This is a genomic window from Achromobacter sp. FW305-C-13, from assembly GCF_058783475.1.
This window is the reverse complement of record NZ_JBYSYN010000004.1, coordinates 150,577-170,011: the sequence shown is the minus strand read 5'-3', so window position 1 is coordinate 170,011 and position 19,435 is coordinate 150,577. Positions and strand designations below refer to the sequence as shown.

Annotated in this window: 15 protein-coding genes; 4 read left to right on the top strand and 11 right to left on the bottom strand. The window is 66.4% G+C overall.

Features of this window, described 5'->3' with window-relative positions; translation table 11 throughout:
* Positions 1–44 precede the first annotated feature (44 nt).
* From AC3WMU_RS24415 to AC3WMU_RS24400, 4 genes are read left to right on the top strand one after another with little or no spacing between them, the layout of a single operon-like run.
* Positions 45–872 carry an ABC transporter substrate-binding protein gene (locus tag AC3WMU_RS24415; RefSeq protein WP_492283080.1) on the top strand — a complete coding sequence of 276 codons (828 nt, stop codon included), beginning with the start codon at positions 45–47 and terminating at the stop codon, positions 870–872.
* Between the two features lie 28 nt (positions 873–900).
* On the top strand, positions 901–1,602 hold the full coding sequence (locus tag AC3WMU_RS24410; protein ID WP_006226637.1) for an amino acid ABC transporter permease: 702 nt from the start codon (positions 901–903) through the stop codon (positions 1,600–1,602).
* A gap of 1 nt (position 1,603) precedes the next feature.
* Positions 1,604–2,320, top strand: coding sequence for an amino acid ABC transporter permease (locus AC3WMU_RS24405; RefSeq protein WP_006226638.1), 717 nt, complete (start codon positions 1,604–1,606; stop codon positions 2,318–2,320).
* On the top strand, positions 2,317–3,042 hold the full coding sequence (locus AC3WMU_RS24400) for an amino acid ABC transporter ATP-binding protein (protein ID WP_006226639.1): 726 nt from the start codon (positions 2,317–2,319) through the stop codon (positions 3,040–3,042). The genes AC3WMU_RS24405 and AC3WMU_RS24400 overlap by 4 nt, the downstream gene beginning before the upstream one ends.
* Before the next feature lie 1,171 nt (positions 3,043–4,213).
* Here AC3WMU_RS24400 and AC3WMU_RS24395 read toward each other — a convergent pair.
* From AC3WMU_RS24395 to AC3WMU_RS24345, 11 genes are all read right to left on the bottom strand, one after another.
* On the bottom strand, positions 4,214–5,047 hold the full coding sequence (locus tag AC3WMU_RS24395) for a symmetrical bis(5'-nucleosyl)-tetraphosphatase (RefSeq protein ID WP_006226640.1): 834 nt from the start codon (positions 5,045–5,047) through the stop codon (positions 4,214–4,216).
* Positions 5,044–6,222 carry an LPS export ABC transporter permease LptG gene (gene lptG, locus AC3WMU_RS24390; RefSeq protein ID WP_035213885.1) on the bottom strand — a complete coding sequence of 393 codons (1,179 nt, stop codon included), beginning with the start codon at positions 6,220–6,222 and terminating at the stop codon, positions 5,044–5,046. Before lptG ends, AC3WMU_RS24395 begins: the two co-directional genes overlap by 4 nt.
* Positions 6,223–6,313: 91 nt before the next feature.
* Positions 6,314–7,036: a monofunctional biosynthetic peptidoglycan transglycosylase gene (gene mtgA, locus AC3WMU_RS24385; RefSeq protein ID WP_006226642.1), complete on the bottom strand. Its 723-nt coding sequence runs from the start codon at positions 7,034–7,036 to the stop codon at positions 6,314–6,316.
* 5 nt (positions 7,037–7,041) lie between these two features.
* Entirely contained in the window at positions 7,042–7,905 is an 864-nt protein-coding gene (aroE, locus tag AC3WMU_RS24380) for a shikimate dehydrogenase (RefSeq protein WP_006226643.1), read from the bottom strand.
* Complete coding sequence (locus AC3WMU_RS24375) at positions 7,902–8,834, bottom strand: TonB family protein (RefSeq protein WP_492283079.1); 933 nt, start codon at positions 8,832–8,834, stop codon at positions 7,902–7,904. The genes aroE and AC3WMU_RS24375 overlap by 4 nt, the downstream gene beginning before the upstream one ends.
* A 117-nt stretch (positions 8,835–8,951) precedes the next feature.
* Positions 8,952–10,040, bottom strand: a complete 1,089-nt coding sequence (locus AC3WMU_RS24370) for an ABC transporter ATP-binding protein (RefSeq protein WP_492283078.1) — start codon at positions 10,038–10,040, stop codon at positions 8,952–8,954.
* A complete protein-coding gene (locus tag AC3WMU_RS24365) occupies positions 10,033–11,811 on the bottom strand; it encodes an ABC transporter permease (RefSeq protein WP_315847265.1) in 1,779 nt (592 codons plus the stop codon). Before AC3WMU_RS24365 ends, AC3WMU_RS24370 begins: the two co-directional genes overlap by 8 nt.
* Before the next feature lie 150 nt (positions 11,812–11,961).
* Entirely contained in the window at positions 11,962–13,059 is a 1,098-nt protein-coding gene (locus AC3WMU_RS24360) for an ABC transporter substrate-binding protein (RefSeq protein WP_006226647.1), read from the bottom strand.
* 129 nt (positions 13,060–13,188) lie between these two features.
* Positions 13,189–15,672: an extracellular solute-binding protein gene (locus AC3WMU_RS24355; RefSeq protein WP_492283077.1), complete on the bottom strand. Its 2,484-nt coding sequence runs from the start codon at positions 15,670–15,672 to the stop codon at positions 13,189–13,191.
* The gene (locus AC3WMU_RS24350; protein ID WP_006226649.1) at positions 15,659–16,330 is read right to left on the bottom strand and encodes a response regulator transcription factor; all 672 of its coding nucleotides are present in this window, start codon (positions 16,328–16,330) and stop codon (positions 15,659–15,661) included. Before AC3WMU_RS24350 ends, AC3WMU_RS24355 begins: the two co-directional genes overlap by 14 nt.
* A gap of 1,160 nt (positions 16,331–17,490) precedes the next feature.
* On the bottom strand, positions 17,491–19,395 hold the full coding sequence (locus AC3WMU_RS24345) for a ribonuclease catalytic domain-containing protein (protein WP_492283076.1): 1,905 nt from the start codon (positions 19,393–19,395) through the stop codon (positions 17,491–17,493).
* Positions 19,396–19,435: the final 40 nt, after the last annotated feature.

Below are 19,435 nucleotides of genomic sequence, written 5' to 3'. Positions count from 1 at the left end.
GTTTTGCAGGCAGTACCCATACCTATATTCCAAGGGGAAATACCATGAAGACCACCATCGCCACTTTCGTTGCCGCCGTCGGCCTTGCCGCCACGCTGGCGCCCGCCGCGCATGCGGACACCCTGCAGGACATCAAGGCCCGTGGCAAATTCATCTGCGGCACCATGGGTACGGCCGAGCCCTTCAGCTTCCAGGACCCCGAGACCCGCGCCGTCGTGGGCTACGAGGTCGACATGTGCCAGGCCATTGCCGACAGCCTGGGCGTGCCGCTGGAATTGAAGCTGATCGCGGTCGAAGCTCGCATCCCTGAACTGATCGCCGGCCGCGTCGACGTGGTGGCGGCCAACCTGGGCTGGAGCCCGGAGCGCGCGCAGCAGATCGATTACTCGCACCAGCACTTCGTGAGCCTGCAGAAGATCCTGGCGCGCGATTCGGAAAAGGACTTGAAGGCGCCCGCTGATCTTGCCGGCAAGCGCGTCAGCGCCGTGCGCGGCTCGTCGTCGGAGCAGGGCGCGCGCAAGAACATCCCCAATGTCGAGCCCGTGACCTTCAAGGATCCCAGCGGCGCGTTCCTGGCGCTGCAACAGGGCAAGGTCAGCGGCTTCGTGGGGTCTGAGCTGATGCTGGTGAAGCTCAAGCAACAGGCGTCGGCAAGCGCGGTGCCGGTCAAGATCCTGGAGCCGGCGCTGTTCGTCGAGCCCTGGGGCATGGGCGTGCGCAAGGGCGACACCGCCATGCTTGCCCAGGTGAACAAGGTGCTGGACGGCATGGAGGCATCGGGTGAGGCCACCAAGACGTTCGACAAATGGTTCGGCGCGGGCACGCAGTTCAACATGAAGCGCGATTTCCGCATCGAAGCCATCAAGGGTTGACGCGCCGCGCGCGCTGGAGCCTGTCTCGATGCATTACGTTTTCGACTTCAGCGCCATTTTCCAGGGCGAGTATCCGTCATGGCTGCTCAGGGGGTTCATCACCACCCTGGCGCTGGCCGGACTGGCCTGGATCCTGGCGTTCTTCGTGGGCAGCCTGCTGGCGGTGATCCGCCTGACGGGCTCGCCCGTGGCCAACGCGGTGATCGCGGTTTACGTCGCGTTCCACCGCAACGTGCCCATGCTGGTGCACATTCTCTTCTGGTACTTCGGCGTGCCGGCGCTGCTGCCGCAATTCGCGACCGACTGGCTCAATAGCCACGGCAGCGAATTCATCATGTCGTGCATCGCGATCTCGCTGGTGATGTCGGCCTATATCTGCGAAGACCTGCGCAGCGCCGTGCGCGGCATTCCGCCGGGGCAGGTCGAGGCGTCGCGGGCGCTGGGCCTGAGCTTTCTGCAGACCATGCGCAAGGTCATTCTGCCGCAGGCCTTCCGCATCGCGATTCCACCGCTGCTGAACCAGACCCTGCTGCTGTTGAAGAACACCAGCCTGGCGATGGCGATCGGCGTGACGGAACTGACCGCTGCGGGGCGCGAGGTCGAGAACTACACGTTCCGCACCTTCGAGGCCTATGCCGTGGTGACGGTCATCTATCTGGTGCTGTCGTTCATCATCATGGGGGGCGGGGCGCTCTTGCAACGACGTTACCGTCCGCTGGGGGCACGCTGACATGTGGGACATACTGAAAGACAACTGGCTGCTGCTGCTGATCGGGCAGTACCCGCACGGACCGGTGGGCGGCCTGGTCGCCACCTTGGGCCTGGCCGCGATCAGCCTGGCCCTGGCGCTGCCCTGCGGCGTGTTGCTGGCGCTGGGCCGCATCAGCCCCTACCGCATCTTCTACTGGCCGTCCTCGGCGGTGGTCTACCTGGTGCGCGGCCTGCCGCTCCTGATGTTCATCTTCTGGGCGTATTTCTTCGTGCCGCTCATCATCGGCCGCCCCGTCGCGGGCACCACGACGATGGTGGTGGCGCTGGTCTGCTACGAAAGCGCGTACCTGGCCGAGATCATCCGCGCCGGCATCCAGGCGCTGCCCCCCGGCCAGCAGGAAGCCAGCCGCGCGCTGGGCCTGTCGTACATGCAGACAATGCGGCGCGTGATCCTGCCGCAGGCGCTCTACAACATGCTGCCCAGCATGCTGAGCCAGTTCGTGTCGACGGTGAAGGAGACGTCGCTGGCCTATGTGATCAGCGTGCAGGAACTGACCTATGCCGCGAACCAGATCAACAGCGTGCTGCTGACCAAGCCGTTCGAAGTGTTCGGCTTGCTGGCGATGACCTATTTCATCCTGAATTTTGGCCTGAGTTCATTGGTGCACCTGACCGAACGGCGTATCGGCAGACGGCGCGCCGGGCTCACGGCTACCCCTAAAGTGGTGCCGACATGATCCGATTTTCCCAAGTGCAGAAGTGGTACGGCGACTACCAGGCGCTGGCCGATGTGACCGAGCAAGTGACGCAAGGCGAGGTCGTGGTGGTGTGCGGCCCGTCCGGTTCCGGCAAGTCCACCCTGATCCGTACCGTGAACCGCCTGGAACCCATCCAGAAGGGCGTGATCGAGGTCAACGGCCAGGACATCTACGGCCCCAAGGTCCACCTGGACCAGCTGCGCAGCCACATCGGTTTCGTGTTCCAGCAGTTCAACCTGTTTCCGCATCTGTCGGTGCTGGAAAACCTGATGCTGGCCCCGCTGCAACTCAAACGCGCCCGCCGCCCCGAAGCCCGCGACCGCGCGATGCAGCTGCTGGAGCGCGTCGGCCTGGCGCACAAGGCCGACGCCTATCCCGCCCAACTGTCAGGCGGCCAGCAGCAACGCGTGGCCATCGCGCGCGCCTTGGCGATGAACCCGCCGGTGATGCTGTTCGACGAGCCGACTAGCGCGCTGGACCCGGAGATGGTGGGCGAAGTGCTTCAGGTGATGAAGGGCTTGGCGAAAGACGGGATGACGATGGTGTGCGTGACCCACGAAATGGGATTCGCGAGGGAAGTCGCGGATCGGGTGTGGTTCATGGATGCCGGGAGGATTGTGGAGACGGGAACGCCGGAGGGGTTTTTCAGTCGACCGGGGACGGTGCGGGCGCAGAAGTTCTTGGCTGAGATTCGGCATTAAGGGTGGTTTTTTTTCGGGCGGTTGAGGGTTCTTAAGACGCCCGTCGCGTGGGTGGCCTGGGGTGCGCGGGTTAACGATTGCGGTCCGGAGCCTTCGCTCCGGACTCGCCTCGGCGGCCCCCCCCTTCGTCATCTTCGTCACGGCCTTCGGCCGTTCCTTCAGATTCCCTCGGGCTTATCGACGCCCCGCGCACCCCAGGCCACCCACGCGCCGGACTCTGGTGGCTGAATCCTGACGGTCGCCGGGGAGAGTTGAGTTTTTTAGGTTCTGCTCTCCGGAGGTGAGGGAGAGGAAGACCTTGCGGGGCCCGCTCCCGGCCGGCCGCGCGGGCGGCCTTTGGGAGCTTACGCAGCGTCTTGCGTCGTGAGGATGTTGATCGCGTCTTGCATGTAGACCCTATCGCCGTTGCATGACCATGATGGGTTGCGCGCGATGGACGTTCCCGTTATGACGGATTTGCCGCGCTCCACCCATCCTACGCAGGCGATTGATGTTGGTAGCGGCGTCGTTCATCTTCGTAGGATGGGTGGAGTGCGTTCCGGTCGGCCTAAGCACACCGACGTGTATCGCACGTAACCCATCATCGATGCATGCCGCCACGATGGGTTACGCGCGATCAAGTTTCCCTTCCCAATGCCGGATTTACCGCGCTCCACCCATCCTACGGACACGAGAAGACGAATAACCATCAATTCGTCAGATGAGAGACAGTGCCGCACCCACACGACAGTCTCCCTATTAGACGGGTGGCGCGCCACCCGTCGCTCCACCTCTCCCCGAGTGAATACGGCGCCCTTAGCAACCCCGCCTTAGCAAGCGCGCAAGCGACATAGCCCCGACGCCCCACATCACGTATGCCGATTGCAGCCGCCCGCGCGGCTGCAATCGGCGGGCAACGCAGCACTCGTCATTAATCGAGGATCTAGCAGCGCCCCAGGCCCAGACGGCGGCAGCTCGTCGGTGGTGTCGGCATGACGGCGCGCAACCTTGATGCGCCCGAGGGAATCCGAAGGGAGCCGAAGGCGGACGAGGATGAGGAAGGGGCAGTCCGGAGCGACGGCTCCGGACCGCAATCGTGGGCGCGCGCCGTCATGCCGACACCGCCGATGGGCGACCTACGAAGCGCTAAGACTCGCCAAAAAAACGAGCCACTAAATCAGCAGCTTCCCAATCACTCAGACAACGGATTCTGAAACTGCGAACACTTCACCTGCACCAGTTTCCGATCCTGCAACCGCAAAGCCGTCAACGCTCCCCCCCACACGCACCCGGTGTCCAGGCAGATCACGTCCGGCCGCTGCAATAACCCCAGCGTCGACCAGTGCCCGAAAACCGTCGTGATGTCCCGGGTGGCCCGGTTCGGGACGTCGAACCATGGCACCAGGCCCGGTGGCCAGGCGCCCGGGGCGACCTTGGTTGCGAACTCCATGTGTCCGTTCGGCGTGCAAAGGCGGATCCGCGTCAGCGCGTTGATGATCACCCGCATCCGCTTGCCGCCCTTGTGGTCTTCTTTCCACGTGGCCGGCTCATTGCCGTACATCTTTTGCAGCGCCTTCTGCCAGTTCGGGCCGCGCAGGGCGTCTTGGACTTCGCCGGCCAGGGACAGCGTCTTGGCGACGTCCCATTTTGCCAACGTGCCGGCGTGCACCAGCAGGTGGCCTTGTTCGAAATGGGCCAGCGGGCGGAAACGCAGCCAGTTGATCAGGTCGGCCGCGTCCGGCGCGCGAAGAATCTCTTCGAGCGTGTCCGATTTCGACGGCTTGCGCACCCCGGCCGCGGCGGCCAGCAGGTGCAGGTCATGGTTACCCAGCACCGACGTCGCGCGGTCGCCCAGGTCGATGATGCGACGCAGGGTCTCCAGCGACTGCGGGCCGCGGTTGACCAGGTCCCCGGCGAACCAGAAGCGCGACTGCGGGTCGCCGACCAGATCGGGGTGGGACAGCAAGCGGTCCAGCGGCGAGCAGCACCCCTGCACGTCGCCGATCATCCAGATACTGCCGTTCATGCGGGACTTTTGCTCCAAGGCCAGCGTTGTTGGACGAACCGGGTAAAGGTGTGGCGGTATTCCATGTAGGTCATCGCGCCCAGCGCCAGGGCCATGGCGCCCAGGTTCGGACCCAGGGCGGTCAGCCAGGGCGGCCACTTGCCCAACATGCCCACGTTTAGGGCCAGCTGGTTCAGCATGAAGAAGCCCACGCCCAGCAGGATGCCGATGAAGACCTTGGCGCCCACGCCACCGCGGCGCGTCTGCATCAGGCCGATCGGGGCCGCAATCGTGATCATCACCAGCAAGGTGAACGGATACGCCAGTTTGCGCCACAGGGCGACGACCTGTCGACCATATTGCAGCTGGTTGTCGCGCAAATACTCCACATAGTCCAGCAACGTGACGATGGACATGCGTTCAGGGGTCAGCACGCGGGCCAGCAGGCGCTCGGCGCTGAGCGTGGTGTCCACCGTGCGCTCGGGCACCTTCACGACGGCCGCGGGCGGGTTCTTCGGCGGGCGGGCGTTGGCCAGCGCCTCGGAGGCCTCGTCGTCCAGCCGCGTCTCGGCCACGTCCTTGAGCACCAGGTCGCCGTGGGCGAACAGGCCGGTGGGCGCCGTGGACAGGACGGACAGCGTCAGGTCTTTCTTGAATTCGTACAGGGTGATGTTGGCCACCTGGCCGTCGCCCTTGAGTTCGCCGATATTGATGATGCGGGTGCCGCCGTTGGCGGTGGGTTCCTTGAACCAGTAGCCGCTCTTCAAGCGGTCGCCGCCGGCCTTGCCGCGAAACAGCAGGTTGGCTTCGCCGCTTTTGATCTCGGCCCAGGGGGTGACGTATTCGGACAGCAGGGCCGCGCCGATCATCAGGGGGATGGTGACGATCCACAGCATGCGCAGCAGGCGCATGCCGCTGACGCCCGAGACCCGCAGGATGACGAGTTCGTTACGCTGCGCCAGACCCGCCAACGCCAGGATCGCGCCGATCAGCAGCCCGATGGGCAGGAGGTCGTACAAGCGGGTGGGAATGGCCAGCGCCTGCATGTAGAGCAGGGCCATCATGGAGAACTTGTCGCCCACGTTGTCCAGGTCGTCCACCAGCGCGAAGAACGTGAAAAGACCCAGCAGGGCCATAAGGACCACTGCACAAGAGCGATAGATCTCGCGGGCCAGGTAGCGACGTGCGGTACGCATGAAAAGGAAAGGGAGCGCGTAAACGTGAAAGCTTAACAAATCCCGCCGCTAAGGGTGGGGAAGGCCTGACGGAATGGCGTGGATTTGGGTATCAGGGGATGTCAACCATCTGCATCCGGCGGGTCAGCACGCCGACGCGGGAGTTCAGGTAGTTGGAATTGCGGCGGCTGTCATAGAAGCGGGGGTTGGGCAGCATGGCGGCAAGCCGGGCAGCCTGGCTTGCGCCCAGGTTGGCGGCCGTGGTGTTGAAGTAATGCTTGGAGGCTGCCTGCGCCCCGAACACGCCCACGCCCCATTCGGCCACGTTCAGATACAGCTCCAGGATCCGTTCCTTGGTCATGACGTGTTCGATCATGTAGGTCAGGACCAGTTCCTGGCCCTTGCGGATATAGCTGCGCGAACTGGACAGGAACAGGTTCTTGGCCAACTGCTGGGTGATGGTGGAGCCGCCCCGCATCTTGCTGCGGCCGGCTTCTTCCTGGCGCTGGTTGTACTCCCAGGCCTTGCGGATGGCGTCCCATTCGATGCCGTCGTGGACGGTGAAGTTGGAGTCTTCCGAGGCGACGACCGCGCGCTTGAGGTTGCGGTTGATCTTGTCGTAGGGCACCCATTCGTACTGCAGCTTGAAGTCGGGGTTGCCCTCGCGCAGGCGGGACAGCTCTTCGCGCATGATCGCGCTGCTGCCGGGGTCGCGGTAGTTGTACCAGACCACTTGGGCGAAGAGCCAGAATTGGTACAGCAGGACCAGGCACACCAGCGCCATCAGGACGCCGGTAGTGATCCGGAACCAGGATCGGCCCTTGCGCGCCGCCATGCTGCTTAGCGTCCCGCCATGAGCGCCTCGCGCAGCGCCGCCAGCACGGGTGCCGGGTCGGGGCGCACGCCGTGCCAGATGTAGAAGCTCTCGGCGGCCTGGCCCACCAGCATGCCCAGGCCGTCGGCCGTCAGCGCGGCGCCGTCGGCCTGCGCCTGTTGCATGAACGCGGTGGGCTGGGCGCCGTACATCATGTCGTAGCCGGCCGCGCCGTCGGCGTACAGGCCGGCGGGCAGGTCCGGGGCGGCGTCCTGCAGTCCGCTGGCCGTGGCGTTGATCACCAGGTTCCAGCCGCCTGCGAGCGCGGCGTCGGCCAGTCCGCCGGCCGTGACCCGGGTCTGCGGCGACACGCCGGTATCGCGCCAGGCATCGGCCAGCGCCAAGGCCTTGGCTGCCGTGCGGTTGACGATGTGCAGGCGGGCGCAGCCGGCTTCCGCCAGCGGTTGCAGCACGCCGCGAGCGGCGCCACCGGCGCCCACCAGCAGCACCGAGGCGCCGTTCAGGCGCACGCCCAGTCGCAGCAGGTCGGACACCAGGCCTACGCCGTCCGTGTTGCAGCCGTGCCAGGCGCCATCGCGCCAGGACAGGGTGTTGACCGCCCCGGCCAGCCGGGCGCGGGTGGACAAGCGGCCCGCCGCCAGGGCGTAGGCGTCCAGCTTGAAGGGCACCGTGACGTTAAGGCCCAGGCCGCCCTCTGCCACGAAGGCCGCGGCCGCCTCGGCAAACCCGTCCACCGGCGCCAGCAGGCGCTCGTAGCGCAGCGGTTTGCCGGTCTGTTGGGAGAACAGGGCGTGGATCTGGGGCGAGCGGCTATGCGCGATGGGATTGCCGATGACGGCGTAGCGGGCAAGAGGGGTCGCCTCGGTCATGGGGCTTGTGTTTCCAGGGTGTCGTTGACGAAATGCCAGGTGCGGGTGATGACCAGCACGTCCGTATCGCGGGCGATATCGGGAGGGAATGGGGGGAAGGGGGCCGCCAGCTGGACGATGCGGCGCGCGGCCTGGTTCAGCACCGCGTGCGGCGAGGGCTGATCGATTTCCACGTTGGCGATGCTGCCGTCGCTGCGGACCGACACCGTGATGCGCAGCGTGCCGTAGATGCGCCCGCGCGCCTCGTCCGGGTAGTGCTGGGTGCCGACCGCCTCGATCCGGCTGCGCCAGGCGTCCAGGTAAGCGGCATAGCGCGAGGCCTCGGCCGACGGGGCCACGAATTGCTTGCGGGGTTCGGCGCTGTATTGCTGCACCCGTGCGGCCAGGGCCGCCACCTGGGCATTCTGGATCACGCTGGCCTGGTCCTGGGAGTCCTGCCCCAAGTCGGTGCCGTCCGGCCAGGGGTTGACGGCCTGGCGTTCGACGCCGGCTTTCTCTTGCGAGCGCAACTGGGTCATCAGGCGGGTCTGTTCGGCTTCCAACTGCACCTGGCGGCGGCGCATGGCTTCCAGCACGATGGTTTCGGCGGAGGCGCCGGTCTGGGGCAGCGGGGTGGTGGTCATGCCGCGGTCGGCGTTGCCGCCGCCGCTCATCTGATTCTGCGCCTGGGCACGGGGCGTGTCCGGCGGCGTCTCGCTGCGGGCATTGAGCAGCACGACTTCCAGGCTGGTCACGGGCGGGCGGGTAAAGGCGGGCGCGCCAAAGCGCCACGCCAGCGCGCCGGCGTGCACCAACAGCGATATTGCGATGCCGATTCGCAGGTAGTGCTGGGCGGGAGCGCCCAGCCACCGCAGGTAACGGCTTAGCGGGGAGGGGGAATCAGGGCGTTGCACGGACGCATTGTAAGTCGAGTCCACGTTGCCCGGCATGCGGGCCAACGGCTTGTAACAGCTATCGGACGGCAAGCCGGGCGGCCGCCCGGGCCCGGGACTCATCCGGCCGTGCGCGCGAAGGGCGGGCCCCCGCGTGCAGACGGCCGGGGTGCGTCACGCCGTCTTGCGCGGGAAGACCCAGACCTTGCTGGCGGGCAGCGCCAGGCGGCAGGGGCCGGGTTCGCGGCCTTCCGGCCCATAGGCGCGCAGGGCCAGCGTGTTGGCGGGATCCGCGTCCGGGGTGCGGAACAGGTATTCCCACCGGTCGCCCAGGTACATGCTGGTCAAGAGCGGCATGTCCAGATGGTTGCCGTCCGGGTCGTCCGCCAGGCGCACCTGCTCCACCCGGACCACCGCCGTGCCGTCCTGGCCTTGGGTCACGCCTTCGCCCGCCTTGCCCCACAGGGCCCAACCGCGGCCTTCGATGCGGGCGCGGCCGTCGCGCACTTCGGTGACCTTGCCTTCCAGCCGGTTGTTGCTGCCCATGAATTCGGCAGTGAACAGCGTGGACGGCGAGCCGTACATTTCCTGCGGCGTGCCCTGCTGTTCGATCTTCCCGTTGTTCAGCAGCAGGATGCGGTCGGAAATCGCCATGGCTTCGCTCTGGTCATGCGTCACCATCAGGGCCGACAGCCCCAGGCGGATGATCAGTTCGCGCAGGAAGGCGCGAGCCTCTTCGCGCAGCTTGGCGTCCAGGTTGGACAGCGGCTCGTCCAGCAGGATGACGGGCGGGCTGTACACCAGCGCGCGGCCGATGGCCACGCGCTGCTGCTGGCCGCCGGACAGCGCGTGCGGATGGCGCTGACCCAGTTTGCCCAGGCCCAGCTGGTCCAGCACGGCCTGCACGCGTTCGCGCACTTCGGCCGACGGCACCTTGCGCAGCTTCAGCGGGTAGGCCACGTTTTCGAAGACGGTCTTGTGCGGCCACAGCGCATAGGACTGGAACACCAGGCCCAGGTTGCGCTCTTCGGCGGGAATCTCCTTGCGCGCGCCGCCGTCGTAGACGATGCGGTCGCCAATCGTGATGCGGCCGCGCTTGGGGCCTTCCAGGCCGGCCACGGCGCGCAGCAAGGTCGTCTTGCCGCTGCCCGAGGGTCCCAGCAGGGATACCACTTCGCCCTGGCGCAGTTGCATCGACACGCCCTTGAGCACCGGGTTGTCGCCGTAGTCCAGGTGCAGGTCTTCTACAGAAAGCTCAATCATGAAGTTTGACTCCGAATCGCAGGGCGATGCCCAGGCCGATCACGACCAGAACGATATTGATGAAGGAAAGCGCGGCCACGATGTCGATGGCGCCCGAGGCCCACAGCGACACCAGCATGGAACCGATGGTCTCGGTGCCGGGCGACAGCAGGTAGACGCCCGTGGAGTATTCGCGCTCGAAGATCAGGAACATCAGCAACCACGAACCGATCAGGCCGTACTTGGCCAGCGGCACCGTGACGTGGCGCGTGACCTGGCCGCGGCGGGCGCCAGCGCTGCGGGCGGCCTCCTCCAGTTCCGGCCCGACTTGCAGCAGGGTCGACGAGATCAGGCGCAGGCCGTAGGCCATCCACACCACGGTATAGGCCAGCCACACGCTGAAGATGGTGCTGCGCATGGCGCGCAGCCATTCGATGAAGTTCTCGCGCAGCCATTCCGCGAACGGCAGGGCGGACAGCCAGCCGTTCTCGTCTACGTCCAGCGCGTTGTCCAGCCACATCGGCACGAACAGGAAGACCCACAGGAATGCCAGGCCGGCCAGCAGGCCGGGCACGGCGCGCGGCACCAGCACGCTGTAGTCCATGAAGCGCGTGACGTTGTCGGGCTTGCGGTGCATCGCCAGGCCCACGAACATGTAGCACATCACGGCCAGCGCGCCGCCGAACACGCCGATGGCCACCGAGTTCACGATGGCGCGCATCAGGTTGGGCTGCGCGAACACGGTGCGGAAGGCGTCCAGCGACAGCACGTCGAACAGCGACACGCCCATGCCCCAGTTGGACACGAAGGCCCGCAGCAACACGCCCAGCAGCGGCACCACGATGGTAACCAGCAGCCAGAACGCCACCACGGCACCCGCCACCCAGCGCCACTTGCCCAGCGGCAGCGGACGGGCGCGCGAGGCCTTGCCCTTGACGGTGACGAAGCGGTTGGCGGTGCGCATCAGGCGGCGCTGCAGCATGACCAGCGGGATCGTCATGCAGATCAGGACCACGGCCACGGCCGCCATCAGGTGGTAAGACGGGATGCCCAGCTTGTTCGTCAGCTTGTACAGGTACGTCGCCAGCACCAGGTTGCCTTCCGGGTCACCCAGCACCAGCACCAGGCCGAACACCTCCAGGCCCAGGAAGAACAGCAGCACGGTGGCGTACAGCATGGCCGGGCGCACCATCGGCAGGCTGACCGACACCATCACGCGCAGCGGCGAGGCGCCGGTGACGCGGGCGGCTTCTTCCACGTCGGAACCCATGCTGCGCAGGGCCGACGAGATGTACAGGTAGGCGTGCGGCACGTGCGTCAGGCCGGCGATGATGACGATGCTGGTCAGCGAATAGACGTTCCAGGGCACGAAACCCAGGATGTTCTGCGCCCAGATCGAAAAGAAGCCCACGGGGCCGGCGGCCACGACGTAGCCGAAGCCCAGCACCATCGGCGACACGAACACCGGTACCAGGATCAGCGGTTCGATCCAGCGGCGGCCGGGCAGGTCGGTACGGATCATCAGGAAGGCCAGCATGCCGCCCAGCGGGATGGCGATGATGGCCAGCCCGAAGGCCAGGATGAAGCCGCTTTTCAGCGCCTTGTAGAAATCGGGGTCCGCGAAGATGAAGCGGAATGCATCCAGGCTGAAGACCTTGGACGGGGCAAAGAAAGGCGCGGAGAGAAAGCTCTGGATGATGATGAACGACAGCGGCACGTAGATGGCCAGTGCCGTGATCAACACCACCACGCCGCGCGGCAGGGACTGCCATTTTCTGCGCAATGACTGCATGGGGAAATCCTGTTGTCGAAAATGACGCGACGGTCGCGCCGCCCGGGCAGGGAAGAGCCCGCCCGGGGGCGGTCAGGCGGGCGGCGCCGTGCCGCCCGCTACGCGTTGTGGCGGTTCAGGCCGGGTGCGCCGTCCTGAACCCGCGCGGCATTACTTGCCCGCCGCGGCGCGCCAGTCCTTGATGAACTGCAGGCGCTTGGTCTGTTCCAGGTAGTCCAGCAGCGTTTCGTTGACCGGGATCGGCTTGAGCGAGGCGCCCAGCTTCTTGGTCATGCCGTCCACGTCGTTGTCGCCTTCGATGTCGTCGCGCACCGAAGCCAGGTCGGCCTGGTTGGCCATGATTTCCTGGCCCTTCTGCGACAGCAGGTAGTCCATCCACAGCTTGGCCGCGTTGCGGTTCTTGGCCTTCTTGCTGATGAACGCCACGCGCGACAGCACCAGCGCGTAGTCGGTCGGGTAGGCCACGCCCAGCGACGGATCCGACTTGGCGCGGGTTTCGGCGTACGAACCCAGGATGTTGTAGCCGATCAGGTTTTCGCCCGACGACACGCGTTCCATCATGGTGCCCGTGGACGACTGCACGATCAGGCCGCCCTTGGCAATGTCCTTGAGCGTTTCGAAGTACTTGGGGTCATTGGCCTTGTCCTGCACGGCCAGCATGAAGCCCACGGCCGACTTCTCGATGTCGTAGGTGGTGACCTTGTTCTTGAACTTGTCCGGCTGGCTGGCGATCAGCTTGGCCAGGGCGCCGTGCGTGGTCGGCACTTCGTTGGCGGGGATCAGGCGCTTGTTGTAGATGAACACGGCCGGCTCGTACGTCGTGCCGTAGGCCGAATCCTTCCACACGGCCCAGGCCGGCAGCTTACCGATTTCGGGCGACTTGTACTGCAAGGCGTAGTCGGTGGCCAGCTTCAGCGCCGAGTCCATCGACGAGCTCCAGACGATGTCGCCGCTGCCGCCGCCCGCCGCTTGTTCGCTGATGTAGCGGTTGTAGAGCTCGGTGCTGTTCATGTCGTTGTATTCGACCTTGACGCCCGGGTACAGCGCTTCGAAGCCCTTGATGATGGGGCCGGCGGCCTTGGTGTCGGTGGTCGAATAGATGACGACCTTGCCTTCCTTCTTGGCGCCGTCCAGGATCTTCTGATAGTCGGCCGGGTAACCCGCGGGCACGGCCTGCGCAAAGGCGCTGCCGGTGGCAATGGCGAATGCAGCGGCGCAGGCGGCCGCCAGTTGGGACTTGGCAAGCATGGGTGTTGTCTCCGATTGGAATTGGTCTGAGCAGGATCTTGGTCCAGCCTGCGCCCATCTTAGGAGGCGGCGTCTGTCGTCGTCCTGTCATGGAGACAGGTTGCGGCTAGGGGTAATCCCTGGGCGCAGCTACGGTCGCTTGGGCGTGTCCGTCACCAGCCGCACCCAGTTCTGCACGAAGCGCGAGTGCCGTCGCTGATCCAGCCCCACCAAGAGCGCGGGGCTCAGCACCACGGGCTGCACGATGCCGCTGGAACGCGCCAGCACGGCCTCGGACGTCCAGCGCCCGGGCGTGTCTTCCATGATGGAACCCAGCGCCGCATGGCTGGAGGCCACCTGCTGGCCGGCGGGCGACAGGAGCCAGTCCACCAGCGCGCGCGCCAGGTCCGGGCTGGGGGCGCGGCGCGATATCAGCACGGAACGCGCCAGCACCAGCACATAATCCTGCGGGAACACCACGCCGATCTTGCTGCCGGAGGCCTGGCGAGACAGCGCGTACGACCCCAGGATGTTGTAGGCCAGGTCCATCTCGTCGTTCTCGATGGCGTCCAGCAACTGGGCGGTGGTGGGCGACAGGCGCACGCCGACCTGCCCCATGGCGTTGGCCAGCCCCCAGAAGTTCGACGACACCAGCTCATCCTGCTCGGCCAGCAGATAGCCCACGCTGCTGGCGGCAATGTCGTAGGTGCCGACGCGGCCCTGCAGGCTGGCCTGTTCGCGTTCCAGCAGCCGCAGCAGGTCCTGGCGCGAGCGCGGCACGGTGGCCTCCGTATAGCGCTTGGGGTTGTAGACGATCACGGCGGGTTCGAACGTGAAGCCATAGACTTCGTTGCGCCAGACGGCCCACGAAGGCAGCTTGGGGGCGTAGGGGGATGCGTAGCTTTGCGCATAGCCGTCGTTGGCCAGCCTGATCTGCAGGTCCGACGCCGAACTCATCAGCACATCCACCTGCGTCAACCGCCCGTCGATCGTGGCTTCGTACAGATCCCGGCTGCCGATTTCTCGGTAGGTCACCGAGACGTCAGGCCGCAGGGACTGGAACCCCTGGATCAGCGGCGCGACGACCGGCGTGTCGGTGGGCCCCGCGATCACCAGCGTGCGCGACGAGGGCTGCGGCGCGGGATAGTGCGTGACGATCTCTTCCAGGCCGGCCGCCTGCAGGTCGTTGGGGGCCGACACCAGCAACATCGCCGCCGTGCAGAGCGCGCCCAGCCAGGTGGCCAGATGGCGGCCCGAGGGCTGCGCCAGCGGCAGGATGACCCGTGCCGACAGCCCGCCGCCCGGCCGGTCGTGCAGCCACAGCGACCCGCCGTGGGCCAGGGCGACCGAGCGCACGATGGCCAGCCCCAGGCCGGAGCCCGATTGCGACTGCCCGGCACGGCCCCGCGTGAAGCGCTGTTGCACCGCTTCTTTCTCGTCGTCGGAAATGCCCGGGCCCCGGTCGGACACCGTCAGCGCCACGCGGAACCCTGCAACCGGCGTCGCCTGGATGTCCACGGTGCCGTCGGGCGCGTAGCGCAGCGCGTTGTCCACCAGGTTGCGCAGCATTTCGCGCAGCGCCACACGGTCGCCGGCGATCCGGGCGCGGCGTACTTCGGGGGCGATCTCGATACGCAGCCTTCCGGCTTCCACGGGGCCGATGCGGCGGCGGGTTTCGTTGATGGTTTCGGCCACCCCGACCGGCTCCGGGGGCCCTTTGCCCAGGCGGTGCGTGATGGTGGCGTCCATCAGCAGCTGATTGATCAGCTGGCTGGCATGGGTGGCGTTCAGGTGGATGCGGCCGATGCGTTCGCGCAGGCGTGTCGGATCGGTTTCCTCCAGCGCCACCTCGGCTTGTGCGCGCAGGGACGCCAGGGGTGTGCGGACCTGATGCGTGGCGTCGGCCACCAGCGTGTTCAAGGTATCCATGATGATGGAAAGGCGTTGCATGAAGGCGTTAAGCGCTTCGACCAGGCGGCGCACCTCGCGGGGCACCGGGGTGGCAAGCGGCGTCAGGTCTTCCGGCGCGCGGGTGCGCAAGTCACGTTCCAGCACGGCCAGCGGCGCAAACGCGCGCTGCACTCCGAACCACAGCAAGCCCAGCGCCACCAGCGAGACGACCAGCAACGGCAGGACCCCCCGGCCCAGGATTTCGCTGGCCAGTTCTTCGCGCGAGCCCAGCGTTTCGGCCACGCGCACCGTCACCCAACCGGCATGCTGGCTGGCGGACACGAGCCTGCCCACGGTCGCCACTCGGACCGGCTCATCGTGATAGGTCACATACGCGAACACCGGCGTTGCCGCCTGCGCCAGCGGCAGGGTGGGCGCCAGGTCGGCGTAGCCGGTGATCAGCCGGCCGTTGGAGGTGCGCGCTTCGTAGAACACGCGTTCGCTGCCCGACAGCATCGCCAGCGACGACACGGGCGGTTCGACGGTCACGCCATCGTCCTCGATCTGCACGGACCCCGCGATGGTCAGCGCCGACGCGGCCAGCAGCCGGTCGAACGCCTGCTCGGCGGCCCGGTGCGCATAATCGCGCAGGAAGAACACCAGCCCGATCAGCGCGCACGCCAGCAACGCCGCGCCCAAGGTGAAGACGCGGCGGCGGATGGAGGCGCTTTCAGGGATGCTCATGGCTGCGGGCCTGATAGCCGACGCCGCGCACGGTAACGATATCGATCGACGCGCCGGCCAGCTTCTTGCGCAGGCGGGAAATCAGGAGCTCCAGCGCGTTGAGCGACCCGTCATCCAGGTCAAACAACTGGTTCATCAGCCTTTCCTTGGCAACCGTCTGCCCGATCCGGCCAACCAGGATCTCCAGCAAGCGGAATTCGCGCCGCCCCAACTCCAGCGGCGCACCCGATAGCGTGACGCTACGCCCCGCCAGGTCCAGGCTGAGATTGCCGTACTGGGTGGTGCTGCTGGTCTGCCCGGCCGGCCGCCGCATCAGCGCTCGCAGCCGCGCTTCAAGTTCGCGCAGGTCAAAGGGCTTGACCAGGTAGTCATCGGCGCCCAGATCCAGCATGTCGATCTTGTCTTCGATTTCCGCACGCGCGGTCATGACGAGGACGGGCGCCTCCAGCCCGGCCGCACGCAATTCGCGGATGACCGAAAACCCGTCCTTGCCCGGCAGGTTGATGTCCAGCACCAACGCATCCCAGGTCTCGTCCAGCCCCCAACGCAAAGCCGCCAGCCCATCATGCACCCATTGCACGCTATGGCCCGCCAGACGCAGTTTGCTTTCCACGGCATCGCCTAGATCAAGGTTGTCCTCGACCAGCAAAATGCGCATGTTGTTTCCTCCGGATGTTTTGATTTTTTTGGGGAGTTTACGGGGTTCAGGGGAATGGGGGGAGCAGTTTGGGTTCTTGAGGCCATCGGGATTGAGTTCTTAAGACGCCCGGCGTGGGGGTGGCCTGGGGTGCGCGGGTCAACGATTGCGGTCCGGAGCCTTCGCTCCGGACTTCCCCTTCGTCATCTTCGTCACGGCCTTCGGCCGTTCCTTCAGATTCCCTCGGGCTTATCGACGCCCCGCGCACCCCAGGCCACCCCCACGCCGGGCTCTGGTGGCTGAATCCTGAGGGTCGGCGGGGAGAGTCGAGTTTTTTAGGTTCTGCTCGTCGGAGGTGAGGGAGAGGAAGATCTTGCGGGGCCCACTCCCGGCCGGCCGCGCGGGCGGCCTTTGGGAGCTTACGCGTTGTCTTGCGTCGGGGTGTTGGCGTCGTAGGATGGGTGGAGTGCGTTCTGGTCGGCCCAAGCACACGGGCGTGTGTCGCACGTAACCCATCACCCATGCATGCCACCATGATGGGTTACGCGCGATGGATGTTCCCGTTTTTATGCCGGATTTACCGCGCTCCACCCATCCTACGTGCATGAAGACGAATAACGCTCAACGATCAACTCGTCAGATGAGCGACAGTGCAGTACCGCACGACAGTCTCCCTATTAGACGGGTGGCGCGCGCACGGGTCTCAATCAGCACGCGGCTATCCGCCGCGCGCTACCCGTCGCTCCACCCCACCCACCTGACTGCGGGGCCCAACAGAAAACCATTCACCGCAAGCGCGCAAGCGACCACACCCCCGACACCCCGCAACACGTATGCCGAACGCGGCCGCCTGCGCGGCCGCTTGAGGCGGGCCACGCAAATCTCGTCAGTCAGTCGCAATCTAGCGGCGCGGAAACCAAGACAGCGCCAGCCCGTCGGCGGGGCCGGGCGGAGGGCGCGCAACCTTGATGCGCCCGAGGGAATCTGAAGGCAGCGGCCGCAGGCCGCAACGAAGATGACGACGGGGCAGTCCGGAGCGAAGGCTCCGGACCGCAATCGTGGGCGCGCGCCATTCGCCCGGCCCCGCCGACGGGCGACCGACGAAGAACTGGGAACTCCGAAAGAAGAACCCCGACCTCCGCCGCGAAGCCACCCCTCAAAGCCCGAAAGCCCCGCAGCGACTAAGCCGCCTCTCCCGCAGCAGGACTAACTTCCCCCAGATACCGGCAATCCAGCTCCAGGCTCAACTCATCCATCCCCAGGATATCGATCTCCACCGCCGTCCCGCGCTCCAGCTCGGGCATTCCGACCACCCGAGTCACCAGCGGCGCATTCGCGAACCGCACCAGATCGTCCCGCAACACGTGCGCCACCGTCCGGGTCACGCCGTGCTGCTTCAGCCAGCGCAGGCACCAGTAGCGCTCCATCGCGCTCTGGAACTCCGCCCACGCCGCGTACTGCGCGTCGAACGCGCCGATGATCGCGAAGAGGTCCGCGTCGCGCGGCTTGAACGGTGCCACCAGGCGGGCTGATACGCCATGCTCCACTGCGGCGATCAGCTGCCATTGGTTGACCAGGTCGACATAGCGGCGCAGCGGCGACGTGCTCCAGGCGTATTGCGGCACGCCGATAGCCTCGTGCGGCAGCGCCTGCGTGCTCATGCGCACCCGCCCGGCCTGTTGCGAACGGTAGATGCCCGGCACGCCGTGCTGGTGCAGCAAGCCGCCCCACTGGTTGTTCGCCAGGATCATGTATTCGGCCACCATGCGGTCCAGCGGCGCGTTGCGCTGGCGGGGCACCAGGCGCACGGGCGTGTCCGGGTCGTCCGGGTTGCCGTCCAGATAGAAGCTGTATTCCACCCGCGAATTGTTCTCGGGTTTGCCGCGCACCTTCTCGCGTTGCGCCGACAGCGCCTGCGCCAGCTTCCACAGCGGGCGCAGCCAGTGGCCGTACGGCATGTCCGCCGACGGATCGGCCAGGCTGGCCTCCGTGACCTGGGCATCCAGCATGTTGTGGCGCAGGTTCTCGCGCACCACCACGCGCTCAAGCCGCGTTTCGGATTCGAAGATCTCGCCCGTCTCCGGGTCGGCCACCACATACAGCGACAGCACTGGCACTTCGCGGCCGGCGTCCAGCGAGAACGCCTTGATGACGTTATCCGGCTGCATCGGGATCTTGTCGCCCGGCATGTAGACCGTGGACAGGCGGGCGCGGGCCAGCTTGTCGAATTCGCTGTCTCGGGTCACGGTCAGGCCGGGGGCGGCCACGTGCACGCCCACGCGCAGGCGCCCGTCGGGCAGCTCGGTGACGGACAGCGCGTCGTCGATTTCGGTGGTGGTGACATCGTCCACCGAATAGATCTCGGCGTCCGACAGCGGCAGTTCGCGGTCGACGGGCGGCAGTTCCAGGTCGGGGAAAGCCAGCCCCCGCGGGAAGTTCACCGCCAGGAAGCGGCGCTTGTGCAAGGCCAGCGCATGCGGCCAGGCGCCCAGTTCAAGCAGCAGGCGGTCCGGCGTCTTGCCCAGCTTGGTGCAGGCAGCGTCCAGGGCCTTCCATTGCTGCGTATTCTTGTCCGGGCGGATCAGCAGGGACTCGGCGGCCTGGGCGATGGGTTCGGGCAGACGGCCGGCGGCCATCTCGTCGACCCATTCCTGCTGCTGCTCTGCCTGGCGCTGCTTCTTGTCCAGCGCGGCCAGCGCGGCGGCCAGGATGTCGGGCGGAGCAGGGCGGTAGCGGCCCTTACCGCGGCGATGAAAGTACGCCGGCGCGCCGTGCAGGCGCATCAGCAAGGCGGCTTGCTCCACGGGCGTGGGGGCGTGGCCGAAGTAGTCGGCGGCCAGGGCGGGCGTGTCGAATTCTTCCTGCGGCGCGCATTCCCACAGGAACTGCAGGTCCAGCGCCTCGGCGGCCGCGGCCGCCTGGCTCATCAGCGCCGCCGGCTCGGGCGACGCGAAATTGAACAGGGTGTTGGCGCGCTTGATCTTGCTGCGCTTGCCCGACTCCGACTCCACCTGCAGGCTGGCGTCGGTCTCGGACAGGATATTGCCGGCCTTGAAGCTGCCGTCGTCTTCGTAAAACACATACATGGTGGGGATCGTCCTGGGCGGCGCGCACGCGCCGCCTTGC